This is a genomic window from Hydrogenophaga sp. T66, from assembly GCF_057219855.1.
This window is the reverse complement of record NZ_JBXVVX010000003.1, coordinates 179,332-201,148: the sequence shown is the minus strand read 5'-3', so window position 1 is coordinate 201,148 and position 21,817 is coordinate 179,332. Positions and strand designations below refer to the sequence as shown.

17 protein-coding genes are annotated in these 21,817 nt (G+C 69.2%); 11 read left to right on the top strand and 6 right to left on the bottom strand.

From position 1 onward, the window contains the following. Positions 1–50 precede the first annotated feature (50 nt). The 6 genes from AC2D80_RS13275 to AC2D80_RS13250 all read left to right on the top strand — a co-directional run bounded on the left by AC2D80_RS13275 (position 51) and on the right by AC2D80_RS13250 (position 9,871). Entirely contained in the window at positions 51–617 is a 567-nt protein-coding gene (locus AC2D80_RS13275; protein ID WP_484633495.1) for a cob(I)yrinic acid a,c-diamide adenosyltransferase, read from the top strand. A gap of 173 nt (positions 618–790) precedes the next feature. Then, positions 791–1,045, top strand: a complete 255-nt coding sequence (locus AC2D80_RS13270) for a hypothetical protein (RefSeq protein ID WP_484633494.1) — start codon at positions 791–793, stop codon at positions 1,043–1,045. A gap of 373 nt (positions 1,046–1,418) precedes the next feature. Next, positions 1,419–2,945: a ShlB/FhaC/HecB family hemolysin secretion/activation protein gene (locus AC2D80_RS13265; protein ID WP_484633493.1), complete on the top strand. Its 1,527-nt coding sequence runs from the start codon at positions 1,419–1,421 to the stop codon at positions 2,943–2,945. A gap of 59 nt (positions 2,946–3,004) precedes the next feature. After that, positions 3,005–9,133, top strand: coding sequence for a hemagglutinin repeat-containing protein (locus AC2D80_RS13260; protein WP_484633492.1), 6,129 nt, complete (start codon positions 3,005–3,007; stop codon positions 9,131–9,133). Beyond that, complete coding sequence (locus tag AC2D80_RS13255; RefSeq protein ID WP_484633491.1) at positions 9,120–9,473, top strand: hypothetical protein; 354 nt, start codon at positions 9,120–9,122, stop codon at positions 9,471–9,473. Before AC2D80_RS13260 ends, AC2D80_RS13255 begins: the two co-directional genes overlap by 14 nt. Then, positions 9,470–9,871, top strand: coding sequence for a hypothetical protein (locus AC2D80_RS13250; protein WP_484633490.1), 402 nt, complete (start codon positions 9,470–9,472; stop codon positions 9,869–9,871). Before AC2D80_RS13255 ends, AC2D80_RS13250 begins: the two co-directional genes overlap by 4 nt. 624 nt (positions 9,872–10,495) lie before the next feature. On the opposite strand, the gene AC2D80_RS13245 is transcribed toward AC2D80_RS13250, so the two are convergent. After that, positions 10,496–11,782 carry a solute carrier family 23 protein gene (locus tag AC2D80_RS13245; protein WP_484633489.1) on the bottom strand — a complete coding sequence of 429 codons (1,287 nt, stop codon included), beginning with the start codon at positions 11,780–11,782 and terminating at the stop codon, positions 10,496–10,498. A gap of 135 nt (positions 11,783–11,917) precedes the next feature. Here AC2D80_RS13245 and AC2D80_RS13240 point away from each other — a divergent pair, with 135 nt between their 5' ends. Both AC2D80_RS13240 and AC2D80_RS13235 read left to right on the top strand, forming a co-directional pair. Continuing rightward, positions 11,918–14,110, top strand: coding sequence for an acetoacetate--CoA ligase (locus tag AC2D80_RS13240; protein ID WP_484633488.1), 2,193 nt, complete (start codon positions 11,918–11,920; stop codon positions 14,108–14,110). Between the two features lie 164 nt (positions 14,111–14,274). After that, entirely contained in the window at positions 14,275–15,279 is a 1,005-nt protein-coding gene (locus AC2D80_RS13235) for a tripartite tricarboxylate transporter substrate binding protein (protein WP_484633487.1), read from the top strand. 16 nt (positions 15,280–15,295) lie between these two features. Here AC2D80_RS13235 and AC2D80_RS13230 read toward each other — a convergent pair whose 3' ends face one another. The 3 genes from AC2D80_RS13230 to AC2D80_RS13220 are packed head-to-tail and all read right to left on the bottom strand — an operon-like array spanning position 15,296 to position 17,140. Continuing rightward, the gene (locus tag AC2D80_RS13230) at positions 15,296–15,703 is read right to left on the bottom strand and encodes a hypothetical protein (protein ID WP_484633486.1); all 408 of its coding nucleotides are present in this window, start codon (positions 15,701–15,703) and stop codon (positions 15,296–15,298) included. A 13-nt stretch (positions 15,704–15,716) separates the two neighbouring features. Next, entirely contained in the window at positions 15,717–16,622 is a 906-nt protein-coding gene (locus tag AC2D80_RS13225) for a DMT family transporter (protein WP_484633485.1), read from the bottom strand. After that, positions 16,619–17,140: a flavin reductase family protein gene (locus tag AC2D80_RS13220; protein ID WP_484633484.1), complete on the bottom strand. Its 522-nt coding sequence runs from the start codon at positions 17,138–17,140 to the stop codon at positions 16,619–16,621. Before AC2D80_RS13220 ends, AC2D80_RS13225 begins: the two co-directional genes overlap by 4 nt. A gap of 99 nt (positions 17,141–17,239) precedes the next feature. On the opposite strand from AC2D80_RS13220, the gene AC2D80_RS13215 reads away from it, so the two are divergent. Next, positions 17,240–18,055, top strand: coding sequence for an alpha/beta fold hydrolase (locus AC2D80_RS13215; protein ID WP_484633483.1), 816 nt, complete (start codon positions 17,240–17,242; stop codon positions 18,053–18,055). Between the two features lie 16 nt (positions 18,056–18,071). On the opposite strand, the gene AC2D80_RS13210 is transcribed toward AC2D80_RS13215, so the two are convergent. Beyond that, positions 18,072–19,433: a D-amino acid dehydrogenase gene (locus AC2D80_RS13210; RefSeq protein ID WP_484633482.1), complete on the bottom strand. Its 1,362-nt coding sequence runs from the start codon at positions 19,431–19,433 to the stop codon at positions 18,072–18,074. 119 nt (positions 19,434–19,552) lie between these two features. Between AC2D80_RS13210 and AC2D80_RS13205 the strand changes: the two genes are divergently transcribed. Further along, positions 19,553–20,470, top strand: coding sequence for a LysR family transcriptional regulator ArgP (locus tag AC2D80_RS13205; protein WP_484633481.1), 918 nt, complete (start codon positions 19,553–19,555; stop codon positions 20,468–20,470). 47 nt (positions 20,471–20,517) lie between these two features. Here the strand turns inward: AC2D80_RS13205 and AC2D80_RS13200 are convergent, their stop codons facing one another. Next, positions 20,518–20,973 (bottom strand): fasciclin domain-containing protein, encoded by a 456-nt coding sequence (locus tag AC2D80_RS13200; protein ID WP_484633480.1) that lies wholly within the window; start codon positions 20,971–20,973, stop codon positions 20,518–20,520. A gap of 197 nt (positions 20,974–21,170) precedes the next feature. Between AC2D80_RS13200 and AC2D80_RS13195 the strand changes: the two genes are divergently transcribed. Continuing rightward, positions 21,171–21,806: a TetR/AcrR family transcriptional regulator gene (locus AC2D80_RS13195; RefSeq protein WP_484633479.1), complete on the top strand. Its 636-nt coding sequence runs from the start codon at positions 21,171–21,173 to the stop codon at positions 21,804–21,806. Positions 21,807–21,817 lie beyond the last annotated feature (11 nt).

Here is a 21,817-nt window from a genome sequence, read left to right as displayed (position 1 = left end):
CGGCACACCACCGGCCACCGACCCCCCGTTCATCACCCCGAGGATTTCGCATGGGCAACCGCCTCACCCAGATCGCCACCCGCACCGGAGACGCCGGCACCACCGGGCTGGGCGACAACTCCCGCGTCTCCAAGAACAGCCTGCGCGTGCACGCCATGGGCGACGTGGACGAGCTGAACTCGCACATCGGCGTGCTGCTGTGCGAGCCCATGCCCGACGAGGTGCGCGCGCTGCTCGTGGAAATCCAGCACCAGCTCTTCAACCTCGGCGGCGAGCTGTCGATCCCCGGCTTTGAACTGCTCAAGCCCGAGGCCGTGATCGCGCTCGACGAGGCGCTGGCCCACCACAACGAGCGGCTGCCGCGGCTGCAGGAATTCATCCTGCCGGCCGGCTCGCGCGCCGCCAGCCTGGCCCACGTGTGCCGCACGGTGGCCCGCCGCGCCGAGCGCGCCGTGGTGGCGCTGGGCAACGAAGAGGCCATCAAGGATGCGCCCCGTCAGTACCTCAACCGGCTGTCCGACCTGATGTTCGTGCTCGCCCGCGTGCTCAACCGCATGGACGGCGGCGACGACGTGTACTGGAAAAGCGAGCGCCTGGCGCAGGGCGGGGCGGCATGACGGCCGCGGCGCGCGGGGCCGGGCGGGCGGCCCGCTGGGCGGCGGCTTGCCTGGCCTCGGGCGCCGCGCTGGTGACGGGGTCGGTGCTGGCGCAAACGCCGCCTGTTGCTCCGGCGGCATCCACGGCGCCACCGGCCGCCGCCCCATCGCGCCCCGCGCCCGCGGAGCAGACCGTGCGCCTGTTGTGCGACGCGGTGTACCAGCCCGCGCGCACCAACTGGCTGCGCACCGTGGACATCGCCTTCGACGGCCGGCGCGTGCGCCGCGTGCTGATCGACGGCGTGCCGGTCTACACCTTCACCGTGTTCGAGACGACCATCCTCACCGCGCTGGACAACGAGCGCATCCAGATCGACACCGCCACCCAGCTGTGGACCAGCGATTTCCGCGGTCAGGCCACCGGGGCCGGCCGCTGCGAGCGGGGGTGATCGGCGGGCCCGTTGTGAAAAACAGCACATTAAGTAATTCCTATCACTAAACACTGACCTCAAAACGACTGACTTCCACCACAATTTGCACTCTTTCGTATTCATAAGAGTGTTCAGGGTGGATGTTGATCGGTTGATGAGGGCTGGTGCGCCCGGGTGTGCCTACGTCGTGCTGCCGTGGGTGATCTGGTTGGGTGTGGCCGTTCTGGGCGGCGCGCCATCGGAAGCGTGGCCGCAGGACTTGCCCGCCGCAGCTCGCCTCAGCGACGACGCGGCCCGGCAAGCGGCTGAGCGCGACCGTCTTCAACAAGAGCGCCTGCTGCCGTCCGGGCGCGCCCGTTTGCCAGCGCCGCCGCCGCCACCAAACGCCCGCTTGCCCGAGGAGACGCCGTGCCAGCGCATTGACCGCGTGGTATGGGACGGCGCTCCGCCGGCCTGGACCGCCGGTCTGACGCGCAGCCTGTCCGGTGCGGCGGGAGACGACGACCCGCTGGGACGCTGCCTGGGTGCGACCGGGGTGGGCGTGTTGGTGGCCCGCGCGCAGGGCGCTTTGCTGGCCGAGGGCTGGATCACGAGCCGCGTGCTGGTGGAGCCCCAGGACCTGTCCGGCGGCGTCCTGACGCTGACGGTCCTGCCCGGTCGCGTGACCGGTGTGCGTGCGGGCCCACAGACGCCTCCCTTGCCAGCGCGCACCGCGCTCTGGCCGATGGCCGATGGCGAGCCGCTCAACCTGCGGGAGCTTGAGCAGGGTCTGGAGCAGCTCCAGCGCCTGCCGTCGTGGCGCCCCACGCTGCGGCTGGAGCCGGGTATCGAGCCCGGGACCACCGATGTCGTGGTGGACGCTGCCGTGGCCCGGCCGTGGCGCGGCCACGCGTCGCTGGACGACGGCGGCAGCCGGCGCACGGGGCGCTGGCAGGGCAGCCTCGCGCTGGCCTGGGACAACCCCTTGGGCATCGCCGACATGTGGCTGGCCAGTGTGCAGCGCGACCTCGGCGGCGGTGATGCGGGCGAGCGTGGCACGGGCGGGCACAGCTTGTCGGTCTCCGTGCCCTGGGGCCACGACCGCATCAGCCTCAGCCACGCACGCCATCGCTACCGCCAGGCCGTGGCCGGCGCCACGCAAACCTATCTGTACCGGGGCCAGGGTGACACCGACGCGTTGCGCTGGACCCGCACCGTGCGACGCGACGGCCAGGGCAGCACCCAGATCGGCGCGGAGGTGTTTGCACGCGGCCAGCGCAACTTCATCGACGACGTGGAGATCGCCGTGCAACGCCGACGCACGGCCGGCTGGGCGCTGCTGCTTGACCACCAGCAGCGCTGGGGCCGCGCCGATCTCCAGTTCAGCGCCACCCACCGCCGAGGCACCGGCGCCTTCGGGGCGCTGCCGGCGCCCGAAGAGGCGTTTGGCGAAGGCACGTCGCGCTTGCGCCTGACCACGGTGGAGATTGACCTGCGCCTGCCCCTGGCGCCCGCAGCCCATCAAGACAGCCCACCCACCGGGCAGCGCCTGCGCTACCGGAGCACCGGCCGGCTGCAGTGGCACCACACCCCACTCACCCCGTCGGACCGCTTCAGTCTCGGAGGCCGTGCCACGGTGCGCGGCTTCGACGGGGAAACCACGCTCACCGGCGACAGCGGCTGGCTCTGGCGCCAGGAGCTGGCCTGGGACCTGCCATCCCCCGGGTGGCAAACCTTCATGGCCCTCGACATGGGCGGCGTGTCAGGGCCGTCGTCCCGGGGGCTCGCCGGCCGACATCTGGCTGGCGCCGCAGCCGGGCTGCGCGCGGCGCAGGGGCCCTGGCAGGCCGAGGTCTTCGTCGGCCTGCCGCTGCGCCAGCCCGTTGGCTTCGCCGCACCGTCCCCGGTGGCCGGGTTGTCGTTGTACGCCACCTTTTGAGCCGCCACCCCGCACAGCTTTTCCCCGCATCCCCGCAGACGCATGCCCTTGGAGCCTTCATGAACCGCCGCTGCCATCGCCTTCTGTTCAACCCCGCCCGCGGCCTTCTCATGGCCGTGGCGGAAACCGCTCGCAGCGCCGCCGCGCGCGGGGGGCGCCGCGCCGGCAGCGCGACAGCCAGCGCCGCGGCCTCGGCCGCCGCGTGCTGGCTGTTGTCGGGGCTGGCCGGGCCGCCGGCGCTCGCCCAGATCGTCGCCGACCCAGCCACCGCCGGCCAGCACCGGCCCACCGTGCTGGCCGCGCCCAATGGCGTGCCCCTGGTCAACATCACCACCCCGTCGGCCGCCGGCGTGTCGCGCAACGTGTACCGCCAGTTCGATGTGGCCCCCGCCGGCGCCATCCTCAACAACAGCCGCAGCGACGTGGCCACTGCGCAAGGCGGTTGGGTGCAGGGCAACCCGTGGCTGGCCGCCGGGGCTGCCCGGGTCATCCTCAATGAGGTCAACAGCAGCCAGCCCAGCGAGCTGCGTGGGTTTGTGGAAGTTGCCGGCAGCCGCGCCGAAGTCGTGATCGCCAACCCCAGCGGGATTCAGGTCAATGGCGGCGGCTTTCTCAACGCGTCCCAAGTCACGCTCACCACCGGTACACCGCAGTTCAGCGCCGGCGCGCTCAGCGGCTACCGCGTCGAACAGGGCGTGGTCAGCATCGATGGCCTGGGCCTCAACACATTGGATGCCGATGCCACGCGTGTGCTCGCCCGAGCGGTGAACATCAATGCCGGGTTGTGGGCGCGCGACCTGCGCGTCGTGGTGGGCGCTGCTGAAGCGGGTGCCGACGCCTCTACCGCCACGCCCCGCGCCGGCACCGGCGCTGTCCCCGCCTTCGCCCTCGATGTCTCTGCGCTCGGCGGCCTGTACGCCGGGCGTATTCACCTCGTGGGCACCGAGGCGGGGCTGGGCGTCAACCACGCCGGCGTGATCAGCGCCGGCGGCGACCTCACGCTCGATGCCCGCGGCTGGCTCACCCAGCAAGCCACCGCCCGCACCTTCGCCGACAGCATCCACCTGCGCACCGAGGGGATCGACAACGCCCACGGCGCGGTCATCGGCGCGCGCGAGTCGCTCACCATCGACACCGGCACCCTGCTCAACCGCGACGGCAGCACCCTGCTCAGCCTCGGCGACGCCACCATCACCGCCCGCGATCGCGTGGAGAACCGCTCTTCGCTGATCGAGGCCGGCGGCGCGCTGCGAATCACCACCCCCGAACTGCGCAACCTCAACGACACGCTGGAGCACACCGTGATCACCGACCCGGCCACCAGCGCGGTCGACTATTTCACCCCCGCGGGCGTGATCAGTGGCGCCGATGTGGGCTGGGTGGCGCCGATCCGCCGCACCAACATCGGCTTCCTGGCCATCAGCGCCTTGGGCCGCGACCACGTCGTCCCAGCCAGCCACGCCTATGGCGATCCGGCCTACCGCGCCTACTACCTCGGCCCCTTGCCCTACGAGGCGGCCCGCACCGTCCGGTCCGGCGGCCGCGACAGCACGCCCACCCTCATTCCCGATGCGTTCCATTACGACGCCAGCTCCCCCGTGTGGGCGCTGTTTGGCGTGGCCGCGCCGACCGGGAGTCCGCCCGGGTCACGCCCCCGCGCCACCGAGGGCGAGTACGGGCCGGTCGAACCGTCGGCACAAGCCATTGCCGACTGGGAGGCCCAGGCCGCGCCCTGGCTCGCCTTGAACGAACGGGTGCTGGCCATGCGCAGCAGTGTCAGCGCAGCCATGCTGTCCTTTGACGTGTGGCGCAGCTACACCCAGACCACGAGCCACGCCGAAATGACCCGAAGCGCCGCGGCGCGGCTCGTGAGCGGCGGCGCCATGACCCTGCAGGTGGGCCAGACCCTGCTCAACCAGGATTCCGAGGTGTTGGCCGGCGGCGCACTCTCGGCCAGCGCCGAGGCGTTGGACAACCGCGCCACCACCGTCAGCGCTCCCACCTCCCGCAGCGGCACCGTCTACAGCTGGGGCGTGGTCGGCCGCGATTGCGACCTTTTTGATTGCGACCCCGTGTACGGCTGGCAGTCAACCGCTTACGCCGAAACGATCGCCCGCGACGTGCCCCTCCCGGCGGTGCGCAGTGCCGGCGGACAGCCAGCGCCCTTGCAGGGTGCCAGCGCCGCCAGTGGCCTGTTCGTGCCCGCGGCAGACCCGGCCGCCACGGTGCTGTTCGAGACCGACCCCCGCTTCACCGACCGGCGCCAGTGGCTCAGTTCCGACTACCTGCTCAACGCCCTCGCCATCGACCCCGCCAGCGTGCAAAAACGCCTGGGCGACGGCTACTTGGAGCAGCAGCGCGTGCGCGAGCAGATCGCGGGCCTCACCGGGCAGCGCTGGCTGGACGACTTCACCAGCGACGACGCCCAGTACGCCGCCCTCCTGGCCGCCGGCGTCACCTTCGCTCAAGCCCACCAACTGCGCCCTGGTATCGCCCTGTCGCCCGCGCAGATCGCCGCGCTCACCAGTGACATCGTCTGGCTCGACACCCAGACCGTCACCCTGCCCAACGGCGCCACCACGCAAGCGCTCGTTCCCCGCGTCTACCTCGCCCCCCGCCCGGGCGACCTCAGCGCCGGCGGTGCACTCATGGCGGGAGCCCGTGTGCAACTCCAGTTCAGCGGCGACGCGCACAACACCGGCACCATCGCCGGCCGCCAGATCGTCCAGATCAACGCGCAGAACCTCACCAACACCGGCCTCATCGATGGCGCCAGCACCGGCATCAGCACCCGTCAGGACGTCAACAACATCGGCGGAACGATCAGCGCCACCGATGCCTTGGTCGTGCAGGCAGGGCGCGACCTCAACGTGCAGACCACCACCGCGCGCGGCGCTGACGCCGTAGGCGCGGGCCGCTACAGCAGCGAGCAAATCGACCGTGTGGCCGGCTTGTACGTCAGCGGCGAAGCCGGCGCGCTGCTCGCCAGCGCCGGGCGCGACGTCAACTTGACAGCCGCTGCACTGCAAGCAGGCAGTGTGCAGGTGCAGGCCGGGCAAGACCTGAACCTCAACAGCGTCAACACGTCCAGCCACCTCGACGCCACCCGCGACGCCCGCAACATCGCCCGCGTGCAGCAGCGCGGGGAAGTCGGCACCCAGATCCAGGGAACCACCATCCACCTGCAGGCCGGGCAAGACATCACCACCCGCGCCGCGGGCGTGCAGGCGCAGGGCGACCTCGCCCTCAGCGCCGGGCGTGACGTGAGCCTCACCGCCGGCCAAGCCAGCTACCAGATCGACCACAGCGTGTACGCCAAGAGCAGCGGCCTGCTCGGCTCATCAAGCGTGGAGACCCGCACGCACCACAGCCACACCCAAGCCGTCGGCACGGCGCTGGGCGGGCACAAGGTCGTGATCCACAGCGGACAAGACATCCTCCTGAGCGGCTCCAGCGCCGTGGCCGACCAGCGCATCGCCCTCAGCGCCGGGCGCGACGTGAGCCTCACCGCCACCCAGACCCACTCAGCCAGCCGCCAATTCCACGAAGAGAAGACCCGCGGCGTGTTCAGCTCGGGCAGCGGCATCACCGTGGGCCGCCAGCAGCAAAGCACCGACCAGCAAACCCAGGCCACGGGAGCGGCCGCCTCCACCGTGGGCGCCATTGGCGGCGATGTGAACATCACCGCCGGCCGCGCCTACGCCCAGACCGGCTCCGACCTCCTCGCCCCCGGTGGCGACATCACCGTCCAGGCCCAGACCATCGCCATCACCGAGGCGCGCACCACCGAGCGCAGCACCACCGAACAGCGGTTCAAGCAAAGCGGCGTGTCCATCGGCCTGAGCGGCCCGATCATCGAGGCCGCGCAAGGCTTGGCCAACACCGCCCAAGCCCTGGGCCGCACCCAGGACACCCGCACCCAAGCCCTGGGCGCCGCCACCGCCGCGCTGCAAACCCGCCAAGCCATCAATGCACTCAACGCACCGAGCGCCCCCCCATCGGGCGGCACCACCAGCCCCGGCGTCTCCGTCAGCGTCAGCATCGGCTCCAGCCAGAGCCACAGCCAGACCGAGCGCCAGCGCCATGGCGCCCAAGCCTCCACAACCGTCGCTGCTGGCGACATCAGCCTCACCGCCGCCGGCGCGGGCGAGCGATCCGACCTCCTCGTTCAAGGGAGCTCAGTGAGGGCCGGGCAAGAGGCCGCCTTGAGCGCCGAGGGCAACATCCACCTGATCGCCGCCACGAGCACCACCCAGGAGAGCAGCCGCAGCCATAACCGCAGCGCCAGCGTGGGCGTCAGCCTGGGCGCGCAGAGTGGCCTCACCGTGGCCGCCAGCGCCGGCCGGGGGCACGGCGACGGGCAGGAGACCGTGCACAGCAACACCCGCATCGAAGCCGACCAGCGCGCGCGCCTCCAATCCGGCGGCCACACGACCCTGCGAGGCGCCGTCGTGGCGGCACCCCAGGTGCAAGCCGATGTCGGCGGTGATCTGCGCATCCAGAGCCTTCAAGACACCAGCGCCTTCCATGAGAGCCGCCGACAGGCCGGCGGCTCGGCCACCTTCGGCCCGGCGCCCGGGGCCAGCGTCAGCGCCAGCCGGACCACGATCGACAGCCAGCTCGCCTCCGTCAGCGAACAAAGCGCCCTGCGCGCGGGCGACGCAGGCTTTGACGTGCAGGTCAGGGGCACCACCGACCTTCAAGGCGGCGCCATCACCAGCAGCCAGGCGGCGGTTGACCAAGGCGTGAACCGCTTCAACAGCCAAGGCGGCCTCACCACCAGCGACATCCGCAACACGGCCAGCTTCCAGGCCAGCAGCAGCGGCGTGAGCGTGGGCGTGGGCAGCCAGCTGGGCAGCAGCGGTGCCGGTGTAGGCTCAGACCAAGGCAACGCCCGCAGCACCACCCAATCCGCCATCTCAGGCATCGCTGGCCATACCGCCGCCCGCACCAGCGATGCCGAGACCGGGTTGGCGCCCATCTTTGCCAAGGACCGCGTACGGGATGAGGTGGAGGCCCAGGTGGCCATCACCAGGGCGTTTGGGCAGCAGGTCGTCCCCGCGGCCTCACGGTTCGCCGATGACAAGGCTGTGCAGCTGCGCCGAGAAGGCAACGAGGCTGAAGCGCGCAAATGGGACGAAGGAGGTGAATACCGTGCTGGCCTGCACGCCGGCATCGGCTTGCTCACCGGCAGCATGGCCGGCGCCGTGGGCGCTGGCGCTGGCGCGCTGATCATCCCCGGGCTGGGTGAGGCCATCGCCGGTTTGAACCTCCCCGAGGCCGTGCGGCAGGGCTTGACGCAGGTGGTTGGTGCGGCCATCGGTGGGGCAGTCGGTGGGGCCGCTGGCGCCGCAGCCTCGCTGAACCAGACCGCCCACAACTACGTGACACACAGCCCGTATGCGCGCGTGCGGCGCACGGTCAGCCAGGAAAACGCGCGCTTGACCCAGGCCTGCGGCACGACCTGCACGGCCGAAGACTTCCGCCGCATCGACCAACAGATGGCCCGTGTGGAAGCGGCGGGCAACCTCGCGGAGATCGCGCGCCACAGCGGGCTCACGCCTGAGCAGGGCCGACAAATGGCCCAGCTTGCTCTGGAGTTGGCGCCGGTCTACGGCACGGGTGAGGCGCTGGTGCAGCTGCTCACGGGACAGAGCAGCGTCAGCGGCGAAGAGGCCAGCCGCTTCTGGGCCGCCGTGGGGGTGGTGCCGGTTGTTGGTGGCGTATTCCGAAAGATGGTCGAACCCTCCGCCGACATCCTGAGCGCAGTCCTGCGCAATAACCTGTATCGAGACGGTGGCGATCCGGGAATAGTCAAGAGTATGCTGAACGATGCCGCCAGAAACTCCACAGTCAACCCCAACGGAACAGAGGTTGTGCTGGGCCAATACATCGCCGGCAGCAGTGAGTCCTATGAACAGGTGGCCAAAAGCCGAGGCGCCACGTTCTTTGAGATGCCCGATTGGGCGGTTGTCGAGGGGCAAATTGGCGCTGACAAGATGTGGGAGATAAACAAAGCCTTTCTGGATCAGCAGATCGCGCAAGGGAAAGAATTTGTGTTTATTTCTGATCCCAGAGTTCTCGCAGCGAATCGGCCTTCTTCTTACACTGCCAGAGAGCTAAAGCATCTTACGGAGAACGGTTTTCGCATCAGATTCAAAGAAGGAGTTTACCGTGCAAGCCGATGAAAAAGCAAAAATCTCTTCACTCATCGATGTCGTAGTCAACTACTACGAGTCACAAAGAAGGCAGTGTGTTTTGGTGGGCTCTGGCATACAGGGTGGAGAAACTCTCCATGGAGATTTTCTGATCGATAGGCGGCTTGTGGCCCGTATCGTGATTCCGATTGACACGCGAAACTTTCATGCAGCATTGCTAATTGGAGTCGGGCCATGTTTTGTCCACCCAATGCATCTGATGGACTACACGGAGGCATCCAGGTATTCAATGAACAGCGATGAAGAGGCATTGCTGAAAAATCTAAAGCTTTTGGACGAGCATGTTGGTCGAGGTCTCATTCCGAGTTGACCGACGCCCGCACGAATGTTTTGACGGCTTGGCTGGAACAGCATGTCAAGGTAATCAAAAACGATGTCGACGGAAGAAATCTGCTGAGAAAGACAATCTCTTCGTATCACGAAGTCAATGGGGGAAGACCTGTCTTTGGATACAGGGTCGACAGGAAGGCAGACCCCGGCTGGCATGAGGAGTATTTCCTCATGGACAGAAAGCCTGTTTTCAGCTACTGCATTGGGAGTGATCGCGGCATGACGATTGGCGGAATTGCCCTGGCTATTGGGCCGCACGCTTTCGCCCCTTCAGTTTTCCGGGATTATGAACACTCAAGTCGATTCACAATGGAGTCGAGTATGGGGGCTATAGAAAGAAACTTACGCTTGCTCGACGAGTTTTTGGGCTATCGATGAGGGATTCCGGACCAGTTTGATTTCGGCAAAGCCTGGGGCGTTGGCGAAACGTTTCGGCCGGCAGATGGTTCTGGCTGTCTGGGGCATTTTATGCGTCAAATCTACCCGGACAAAGTCTAATTGTTAATCGCGGAGAAGTCCCGACATCCGGTGGCTAACGAGCGTCGGTGGCACTTGCAGTCAGGAGTGCACTGTGCAGTTAACAAATGACGTCGATGGACGAAACGGGTTGCGGCGAATAATCCTAAGTCACTGTAAGGAAACGGGGCGCCCACCACTATTTTTTGGGAGTCTGAAGAAGATGGATTCTTCTATGCGAAATTTCCTGTTGACGAAAGCATGTAGCACGCTACGGAATTGCCGGAGACAGGTGTGCAGCAATTGGTCAAATACAGCTTGCGATTGGCCCGCACTACTTTTCACCCGATGAATTTTGGGGGTGTGGGGCGGCACAACGATTTTCGATCGAAGCCAGTGAGGATGCATCCAGAGAAATCTGAGGTTGCTCGACGAATTTTTGAGTACGCAAGAGAGTCGAGGCTGAGCTCTATCAGTTGGCGTATCAGGGGCTGCCGTTGGGGTTGAGACGGGCCACCGGCCGGAGCGGCCGGTGGCTGACCGGGGTCAGCGGCCGCGGTTGAGCAGGGCGTAGAGCAGGATCGCGCCGAAGGTGGCGGTGCCGATGCCGCCGAGGGCGAAGTCGCCGAACTTCAGGGTGTAGTCGCCAGTGCCCAGGATCAGGGTGATGGCGGCCACCAGAAGGTTTTTGTTGTCGCTGAAGTCCACCTTGTTGTCGACCCAGATCTTGGCGCCGGCGATCGCGATCAGGCCGAACACGACGATGGACACGCCGCCCATCACCGGCAGCGGGATGGCCTGGATCAGCGCGCCGAACTTGGGGCTGAAACCCAGCACGATGGCCATCACGCCGGCGATCAGGAAGATGGCGGTGGAGTAGATCTTGGTGGCCGCCATCACGCCGATGTTTTCGGCGTAGGTGGTCACGCCGGTGCCGCCGGTGCCGCCGGCGACCATGGTGGCGATGCCGTCGCCCATGAAGGCGCGGCCCATGTAGCGGTCCAGGTTCTGGCCGGTCATGGCGGTCACGGCCTTGATGTGGCCCAGGTTTTCAGCGACCAGGATGATCGCCACCGGCGCGATCAGCAGGATGGCGTTGGCGCTGAACACCGGCGCGCTGAAGCTGGGCATGCCGAACCACGCGGCGTTGGCGATGCCCGAGAGGTCGAGCGGCTTGCCCAGGCCCAGGCCGTTGGCCAGCACCGCGTAGACCACGCTGGCCACGATCAGGCCGACCAGGATCAGCAGGCGCTGCACCATGCCGCGGGTGAACACGGCCACCAGCGCCACGCTGACAAAGGTGATGCCCTGCATCCACGCGTCGAAGCTGGTGGGCGCCATGTTCTTGACGGGAATGCCGGCGAGGTTCAGGCCGATCACCGCCACCACCGAGCCGGTCACCACCGGCGGCATGAAGCGCTCGATCCAGCCGGTGCCGATCGCCTGGACGATGGCGCCGATGATGAAATACAGCAGGCCGCAGGCGATGATGCCGCCCAGCGCGACGCCGATGTTCGGGTTGGGGCCGCTGCCGCCGTAGCCGGTGGCGGCGATGACCACGCCGATGAAGGCAAACGACGAGCCCAGGTAGCTCGGCACGCGGCCGGCGGTGAGCAGGAAGAAGATCAGCGTGCCGACGCCGCTCATGAGGATGGCGACGTTGGGGTTGAAGCCCATGAGGATCGGCGCGAGCACGGTGGCGCCGAACATGGCGATCAGGTGCTGCACACCCATGACGGTGGTCTGCGGCCACGGCAGCCGCTCATCCGGGCCGATCACGCCCCCTTGTGCGAGCACCTCGGTGCCCTTCTCGCGCCAGTCCAGCATACCCATGCGATACCCTCCGGTTGTTTGCAAAACGCGCGATGGTAGTCGCAAATTCCACGCCAGCCGGCCCGCGTTTTTCCCGGTGTGGCCCTGTCCCGCGCGGGGCAGTCCGACACCCTGGGGGGTTTTCATAATCCGGCCATGAACACCCCCGCCGCCCCCGCGCCCCACGCGGCTTTGTCCTCGGCCCCGACCTCGGCCCCCTTCGTCCCCCGCCTGCGCCTCTATCAGGACTGGCTGGCCCGCGAGCGCGGGCTGCGCTTTGACAGCTACGACGCGCTGTGGCGCTGGTCCGTGACCGACCTCGACGCCTTCTGGCAAAGCATCTGGGACTACTTCGACCTGCGCTCGCCCACGCCGGCGAGCGCCGTGCTGGCCCGCCGCACCATGCCCGGCGCCCAATGGTTTCCCGGCGCGCAGGGCAACTACGCGCAGCAGGTGTTCCGCCACGTCGATCCCGCCCACGCCGCCGGTTTCCCGGCCATCGTCAGCCGCAACGAAAAGGGCCAACACCGCGAGCTCGCCTGGCCCGACCTGCGCCGTCAGGTCGCGGCGCTGGCGCTGCACCTGCAGGCCCAGGGCGTGCGCCCCGGCGACCGCGTGGCGGCCTACCTGCCCAACATCCCGGAGACCATGGTCGCCTTCCTGGCCACCGTGTCCATCGGCGCGGTCTGGAGCCTGTGCGCGCCCGACATGGGCACGCAGGCCGTGCTCGACCGCTTCCGGCAGATCGAGCCGGTGGTGTTGATCGGCGTGGACGGCGTGACCTACGGTGGGCGCGACATCGACCGCCTGGGCGTGCTGGCCGAGATGCGCGCGGCGCTGCCCAGCGTGCGTCACGTGGTGCTGCACACCAACCTCGCCGACGCCCCGGCCGCCGAGGCCTCGGCGCTGGCGCACGCCGCGCCGGCGGCCCACTTCGCCGCCGTGACCGCCCGCGACGACGCCGCCACCGCCGCGTTCGAGCCGCTGTGGCTGCCCTTCGACCACCCGCTGTGGATCGTGTATTCCAGCGGCACCACCGGCCTGCCCAAGCCCATCGTCCACGGCCACGGCGGCACCGTCATCGTCGCGCTGGCGCTGAAGTTCCTGCACAACGACGTCGGCTGCAGCTACGACCCCAACAGCTGGGGCGAGCGGTACCACTGGTACAGCTCCACCGGCTGGGTCATGTGGAACGCCCAGACCAGCGGCCTGCTCGGCGGCACCACCTGCGTCATCTACGACGGCAACCCCGGTGGCAGCAAAGAACGGCCCGACTGGACCACGCTGTGGCGCTTCGCCGCCGAGACCGGCGTCACCTTCTTCGGCGCCGGCGCCGCCTTCTTCGCCAACTGCCTGAAGGCCGGCATCGACCTCGCCGCCATCCCCGGGCTGCACCGCGTGCGCGCCCTCGGCACCACCGGCTCCCCCCTGTCCGAAGACGCCCAGCGCTGGGGCACCGAGCAATTCCGCCGCGTCCGCGCCGCGGCGCAGCGTGGGGGCGACGAGCCGGCGCTGGGCCGCCCCGAGCCGGATCAGCCCCCTCGGGGGGCAGCGACCCGCGCAGCGGCGGAGCATGGGGGCGACATTTGGTGGTGCAACATCTCCGGCGGCACCGACTTCGCCGGCGCCTTCATCGGCGGCCACCGCGAGCTGCCACAGGTGCCGGGGCAGATGCAATGCCGCCTGATGGGCTGTGCGGTGGAGGCCTGGAACGAGGCCGGCGAGCCGGTGATCGGCGAGGTGGGCGAGCTGGTGTGCACCGAGCCGATCCCGTCGATGCCGCTGTACTTCTGGGGCGACCCGGGCCCCGGCGGCGACGGCACGCCCGGCCCGCGCTACCTCTCCAGCTACTTCGACATGTACCCCGGCGTCTGGCGCCACGGCGACTGGCTGAAGATCCTGCCCGAGGGCGGCTGCATCATCTACGGCCGCAGCGACGCCACCATCAACCGCCACGGCCTGCGCATGGGCACGAGCGAGATCTACAGCGCCGTGGAAGCGCTGCCCGAGGTGCTCGACTCGATGGTGGTGGACCTGGAATACCTGGGCCGCGACAGCTACATGCCGCTGTTTGTGGTGCTGCGCGAAGGCGTGACGCTGGACGAGGCGCTCACCGAGCGCCTGCGCGCCGCCATCCGCACCGCGCTCTCTCCCCGCTTCCTGCCCAACGACATCTTCCAGGTGCCCGAGATCCCGCGCACGCTCTCCGGCAAGAAGCAGGAGCTGCCGATCAAGAAGCTGCTGCTGGGCCACCCGCTGGAGAAGGTGATCAACAAAGAGGCCATGGCCAACCCGGGCTGCCTGGGCTGGTACGTGGACTTCGCCGCGCGCCGCGCCGCCGCGGCGTGACGCCGCGGCCGGCTCTGGGCCGCCCGCCGCCCGTCGCGCACGGGACTGCGCCAAGGGACAACCCCAAGCCGGGCCGCCTTGAGCCGGGCCGCGGCCTGCGCTACCGTGCGGCAGCCGCCGACGAGAACGGCCCGACAGAAAACACCCACCCTGGAGACACCGCCATGAGCCTCACCCCCCCGCGTTCCACCCGCCGCCAGGCCCTGCAGCGCGCCGCCGCCGGCGCGGCCGCGCTCGCCGCCCCCGCGCTGTTCAGCGAAGCGGCCCGCGCCGCCGACAAATACCCGGCGCGCCCGATCACGCTGATCGCCCCGTGGCCGGCCGGCGGCAGCAGCGACGGCGTGATGCGCGCCTTCGGCCAGGCCGCCAGCAAGGTGCTGGGCGTGCCGGTGGTGGTGGAAAACCGCCCGGGCGCCGGCGGCACCATGGGCGCGGCCGCGATGGTCCAGGCCAAACCCGACGGCTACACGCTCACGCAGCTGCCGCTGGGCATCTACCGCCTGCCGCACATGCAGAACATGACCTTCCACCCGGTCAACGACATCACCCACATCGTCTGCCTCACCGGCTACACCTTCGGCATCGCCTGCACCGCCGACGCACCGTTCAAGACGCTCAAGGACATGGTGGCCTTCGCCAAGGCCAACCCCGGCAAGCTGGAGTACGGCCACACCGGCACCGGCACCACCCCGCACCTGGCCATCGAGGAGTTCAGCGACAAGGCCGGCATCCAGCTCAACCCGATCCCCTTCAAAGGCTCGGCCGAGATCCTGCAGGCCATCCTGGGGGGCCACATCCGCGTGATGAGCGGCACCACCGAGTTCGCCCCCCACGTGCAAAGCGGCAAGCTGCGCCTGCTGGCCACGCTGGGCAGCCAGCGCAACAAGGCCTTCCCCGATGTGCCGACCGTCAAGGAAAGCGGCTGGGACACCATCACCGAGTCGCCGTTCGGCATCGGCGGTCCGAAAAACATGGACCCGGCGGTGGTCAAGGCCGTGCACGACGCCTTCAAGGCCACGCTCGACGACGCCGAGGTCAAGGCCACGCTGGACAAGTTCTACATGCCCACGATCTACATGAGCACGGCCGACTACACCGCGTACGCCGCGCGCACCTTCGCGGCCGAAAAAGCCACCATCGAGCGGCTGGGGCTGGCGAAGAAGGGTTGATGGGGCGCTGCGTTGCTCAGCGCTGAACGGCGGCGCGGCGGCGCAGCAGGACCGTCAGCCACAGCGCGGCCACGCCATCGAAGCCGAGACAGAACCCAGGCCACCACGCGGGCACGCCCGCGTGGTGGTGCGCCCAGGGATGCCCGGCGTCGTACAGCGCATGAGCCGCGAGACCGGCCACCACCAGCCAGGGGGCGCGGCGAAAGCCCAGCCCGGCCACTGCCATGAACGCGACCATCACCAGCGCTTCGGCCCCCAGCGCGGCCGGCGCCCCGGCGATGGCCGCGAACAGGACGTAGTACGTGGCGATCACGACCAGCATCGTCGGGTAGAACGCCCGGTCCTGGTCGAACCCGATGACCCGGGCGCCGCCGCACGCCAGCAGCGCCACGCCCGCACCCGCCACAACGTCCAGCAGCTCCACGCCGACTCAGCCCTCAGCGCCGGCTGACCAGCACGATGCCGGCCGCCACGCCGGCCAGCGCCACCACCAGTTGCCAGGTCAGCGGCTCGCCGAGCAGCGCCACGCCGAACACCAGCGCAAACACCGGCGTGAGGAAGGTGAAGGTGCTCATCTGCGTGGCCGGGTAGTGGCGCAGCATCCACATCCACGTCAGATAACTGGCGAACGCGCCCACCACCGTCTGCAGACCGATCGAGGTCCAGGCGGTGGCGGAATAGTCGAAGCCCCAGGTCTCGCCCAAGAACAGCGAGATCAGCGGCGCCACCGCCGCCGTCACCGCCACCTGGTAGAACAGCGTCTTCTCCGCGCTCACCGTGGCCAGCTTGGTGGCGCGCAGCGTCAGCGTGGTCAGGCCCCACATCAGCCCGGCCGCCAGCCCCAGCGCATCGCCCTTCCACTGGCCGGCCACCGGCGAGTGGTGCAGAAAGCCCTCGCTGAACGCCAGCGCCACCGCGGCAAACGCGATCGTCAGGCCGATCCACTGGATGCGCCTGAGCGTCTCGCCCGGCACCACGCGCGGCAGCAGCAGCGCCACCACGAACGGGCTGGTGTAGAGGAACACCGTGAGCCGTGAGGCGCTGGTGTGCATCAGCCCGAGGTAGATGCCGCAGAACTCGCCGGCAAACAGCAGGCCGGCCAGCAGCCCGGCGCCCAGCGTGCCGTCGCGCTCGAACAGCGCCACGCCGCGCGAGCGGCACCACAGCCACAGCAGCAGCGTGGCGCCCCAGAAGCGGATGCTCGCCTGCCACAGCGGCGGCACTTCCGCCACCGCCGTCTTGATGAGGATCTGCTGGAAGCCCCAGAAGGCGCAGCACACGACCAGCAGGCCGATGGCCAGCGAGTCGAGGTGGGGCTTGCGGATGGGCGCGGCGGCGCTCACAGCGGGTGTTCCGTGTAGAAACGCCCGCCGTGGAACAAGAGCGGCGAGCCGTCGGCGCGGTGCGTGCAGCGCTCCACCTCGCCGACGAAGATCACGTGGTCGCCCTCGCGGTACTGGCTGCGGTTGAAGCACTCGAAACGCGCCACCGTGCCCGCCAGCAGCGGCACGCCGTGCTCGCTGTCCTCGAACGCGACGCCGGCCCAGCGGTCGACGTCGCGCGCCGCAAAGCGCTCGGCCAGCGCCTGCTGGTCGGCCGCCAGCACGTTGACCGCGTAGCGCTGCCCGGCGGCCATGGCCTGCATCGAGCCGGCGTTCATCGACAGGCTCCACAGCACCAGCGGCGGCTGCAGCGAGACCGAATTGAAGGAGTTGGCCGTCAGCCCCACCGGCTCGCCGGCGGCGTTGCGCGTGGTCACGATGGTCACGCCGGTGGCGAACATGCCCAGCGCGGCGCGGAACTCGCGCGGGGTGAAGTCGGGCGCGCGCAGCAGGGCGGGGGAGGGCAGGGGCGTGGTCATGGCGGGGCTCAGGCGAAGCCCGCATTGTCGGCGATGGCCGGCGGCCCGGGCGTCACGCCGGCGCAAGTCCCGCGCCGCCCGGGCCCCTAAGATGACCGCATGAACGCTTTGCCCGCTTTCAGCGCCCTGGGTCACGGCCCCACCGTGCTGTTCCTTCACGGTATCGGCGGTGGCCACCGGGCCTTCGCGCCGCAGCTCGAAACCCTCGCCGGCGCGGGCTACCGCGCCGTGGCCTGGGACATGCCGGGCTACGGCCGCAGCGCGCCCATCGAGCCCTACACCTTCAAGGGCCTGGCGCAGAGTTGTGTGGACCTCATCGACGCGCTGCGCTGCGACAGCGTGGTGCTGGTCGGTCACAGCCTGGGCGGCATGGTGGCGCAGGAAGTCACCGCACGCCGGCCCGACAAGGTGCGCCGGCTGGTGCTGGCCGGCACCTCGGCGGCCTTCGGTCAGCGCGCCGACGGCCAGCCCGCGCCCGGCTGGGCCGAGCGGTTCGTCGCCGAACGCACCGCGCCGCTGGACGCCGGCCAGTCCATGGCGCAGCTGGCGCAAACGCTCGTGCCGCGCATGGCCGGCCCTGGCGCGCTGCCGGAGGGCCTGCGCCTGGCGGAGCACTGCATGGCCGGTGTGCCGGCGGCGACCTACCGGCGCGCCCTCGATTGCCTGGTGACGTTTGACCGCCAGGCCGCGCTCGGCGCGATCCGCGCGCCCACGCTGCTGGTGGGCGGCGAGTTCGACCGCGTGGCGGCGCCCGCGGTGATGCGCCGCATGGCCGACGCGATCCCGATGTCGCGCTATGCCGAGCTGCGTGGCATCGGCCACCTCATGAACCTGGAGGCGCCCGACGAATTCGACGGGCTGCTGCTCGACTTCCTCGCCGAGCCGTGGCCGACGCTGGCCGGCGGCTTGCACTGACCCGAAGGCGCCCCGCTCAGGCGCGGGAGGTGCTGCCGGCGGTGGCGCGGGTGGCCGGGGTGTGGACCGGGCCGCGCGCGGCCGGTGCGGGCAGGCCGTGGAAGCCGAAGGCCATGGCGGGTTGTTCGCCGCTGATGAGTTCGGCCAGGGCCTTGCCCGAGCCGGCGCCGTGCGTCCAGCCGAGGGTGCCGTGGCCGGCGTTGATCCACAGGCCCTTGACCGGCAGTCGCCCGATCAGGGGGATGTTGGTGGGCGTGGCCGGGCGCAGGCCGGTCCAGAACCGCGGGTTGCCGCCCTCGGCCGGCGTGCGCGTGTCGGCCACGCCAGGAAACACTTGTTCGATGCGTCGCACCAGCATCTCGCAGCGCTTTTGCGCCAGCGGCGTGTCCAGCGACAGGTCAAAGCCGCCGAGCTCGATCGTGCCGGCCACGCGCAATTCGTTGCCCAGGCGTGACATGGCGATCTTGAGCTGGTCGTCGATCATGCTCACCGACGGCGCGCGCTCCGGGCGCAGCAGCGGCAGCGTGGCGCTGTAGCCCTTGCCGGGGTAGATCGGCACGCGCACGCCGATGCGCGCGAGCAGCGGCGTGGTGTAGGAGCCGCAGGCCACCACCGTGGCGTCGCTGCGCAGGGCGCGCAGGGTGCCGGTGGCGCGGTCGCGCAGGCGCACCTGTCGCAGCTCACCGCCGGCGGCGTCGAGGCCCTCGATGTCGTGGTTGAACAGCAGCTGCGCGCCGCGCAGCGCGCAGCGCTCGGCCAGCTGCTGGGTGAACAGCCGCGCGTCGCCCGACTCGTCGCTGGGCGTGTAGGTGCCGCCGACGATGCGCTCGGCAAACGCCTGCAGCGCCGGCTCGATGCGCAGCAGCTCGTCGCGCGACACCACGCGGCGCTGCACGCCAAAGCGGCCCATGACCTCGGCGGCGGCGGCCGCGCCGGCGAAGGACTTCTCGTCGGTGTAGTAATGCGCGATCCCGCGTTCCAGGCGGTGGTACTGGATGCCGGTGTCGGCGACCACGTCTTTCAGCGCGGCGTGGCTGTATGAGCCCAGGGCCACGAGCTGCGCCACGTTGCGCACAAAGGCCGCGTCGTTGCACTGCGCCAGAAACTGCAGGCCCCAGCGCCACTGCGCCGGGTCGAGCTGCGGGCGGAACAGCAGCGGCGAGGTCGGCGAAAACATCCACTTCAGCGCTTTCAGCGGCGCCTCGCGGTTGGCCCAGGGCTCGCAGTAGCTCACCGAGATCTGCGCCGCGTTGGCGAAGCTGGTCTCCAGCGCCGCGTCGGGCTGGCGGTCCACCAGCGTGACCTCATGGCCGCGTTGCAGCAGGTGCCAGGCGGTGCTGACCCCGATGATGCCTGCGCCGAGAACGGTGACGTGCATGACCTGCTCCAGAGGGAAAACGTGAATGTCCTGAAGTGTCCGCAGGCGCCACGGATTTGTGAAGCAGGATTAAACTGAATGCAGATTCATCAGTGGAACTGATGCAGGAGCCGGTTCGCATGAGCACCTTCGATCCCGACGCGCTGGAATGCCTGGCGGCCATCATTGAAGAGGGCGGTTTCGAGCGCGCCGCGCAGCGCCTGTCGATCACCCAGTCGGCCGTGTCGCAGCGCCTGCGCGCGCTGGAGGCCCAGGTGGGCACGGTGCTGATCGTGCGCAGCCGCCCGCTCAAGCCCACGCCGGCGGGCCAGTTGATGCTCAAGCACGCCAAGATGATGCGGCTGCTGCGCGCCGACCTGGAAAAAGACCTGAAGGAGCTGGCGCCCAGCTCCACCGGGCGCGGGCGCGACGAAGAACGCATTTCCGTGGCCATCAACGCCGACAGCATCGCCACCTGGGCCCTGCCCGCGCTGGACGAACTGGCCCGTGCGGGGCTGCCGATCGAAATCATCACGGACGACCAGGAATTCACCCACGAGTGGCTGCGCGAGGGGCAGGTGCTGGGCTGCGTGACCTCGCTGGGTCAGGCGCTGCGCGGCTGTCGCATGGACGCGCTGGGCACGATGGATTACGTGGCCGTGGCCAGCGCCGATTTCGCCGCCGCCCACTGCCCCAAGGGCCTGAACGCCCACAACTTCCATCAGCTGCCCTTTGTGGCCTTCAACCGCAAGGACAACCTCCAGCACGCCTTCGTGATGAAGGCCTTCAGCCTGCCGCGCGTGATGCTCAAGCAGCTGTTCGTGCCCAGCAGCACCGGACAGGTGCGCGCGGTGCAGGCGGGTTGGGGGGTGAGCGTGGTGCCGCTGATGCTGGTGCGCGAGGCGATCGAGCGCGGCGAGCTGGTGAACCTGGCGCCACGCCACCGCTTCGGCGTGGCGCTGCACTGGCACTGCTGGAACCTGAGTTCGGACGTGCTGGACGCCCTGTCGGCGGCGCTGCGGGCGGCGGCCGCCCGCAGCTTGCGTCGCCCGGGCTGAGCGGCCCGGGGCAGCGGCGCCCGCCGGGGCGCCGCCCGCGGGGGTCATTACTTCGGCAGCACCACGGTGTCGATCACGTGGATCACGCCGTTGTCGGCCGCGATGTCGGTCTTCACCACGTTGGCGTTGTCCACCTTCACGCCGCCGGTGGTGCTCACCGTCAGCTCGCCGCCCTGCACGGTCTTGACCTTGCCGGCCTTCACGTCCTTGGCCATCACCTTGCCCGGCACCACGTGGTAGGTCAGCACGGCGGTCAGCTTGGCCTTGTCCTTCAGCAGCGCGTCCAGATCGGCCTTGGGGATCTTGGCAAACGCCTCGTCGGTGGGCGCGAACACGGTGAACGGGCCCTTGCCCTTGAGCGTGTCCACCAGACCGGCGGCCTGCACCGCGGTCACCAGGGTCTTGAACGAGCCGGCGGCCACGGCCGTGTCGACGATGTCCTTGGCGTGGGCGGCGCTCAGGGCACCGAAAGCCAGCAGCGAGGCGATCAGGGTCTTCTTCATGCGGAACTCCAGAAACAAGGGTTGGGAGGGGAAAAACAACGCCGTCTGAACAGCGCCGGCCGCATATTAGTCGTCAAAGATCAAAAAGCTACTGATTGGTATCGTAAGGAACTGTTCTGTAGGGATATCGACGGATTCGTCGAACTTCGGCACAATCCACGAATCACAGCGAGCTTTTGCTCACGCCATCCGTCCCCATGCCCACCGCCGCCACGAACACCGCCGCCGCCCCCAAACGCAGTTTTCGCGAGCAGATGCACATCGCCCGCGAAGACGCGATCGTCTCGGCGGTGAACCGGCTGCTGGCCGAAAAAGGCTTTGAAGCCATGACGGTGGACGAGGTGGCGGCCGAGGTCGGGATCGCCAAAGCGAGCCTGTACAAGCACTTCCCGAGCAAGGAAGACCTGGCGGCGGCGGCGATGGTGCGGGTGATGAACCGCGCGCTCGACTTCCTCGCCACGCGCGACGCGGTGCAGGTCAGCCCGCTGGAACACCTGCGCGCGGTGGCGCGCTGGACGATGGAAGTGCAGCTGGCGGGCGAAATGCCCTCGCTGCCCAGCGAAAACTCCACCTTGCGCGCCGCGCTGGCGACCAACAAGGACTACGTGGACGGGCTGATGGCGGTGAGCGACCGCCTGGGCGAGTGGATTCTGGCGGCGCAGGCCGCCGGGGCCATCAACCCGGCCCTGCCGCCGATCGCGGTGCTGTACACGCTGTACGCCCGCGCCTGCGATCCGGTGCTGGGTTTCCTGAAGGGCTCCGGCCAGATGGACAACGCGCAGATCGTCGACCTGGTGTTGTCCACCTGCTTCGACGGCCTGCGCGCGCGATAAAGCCGGGCGCG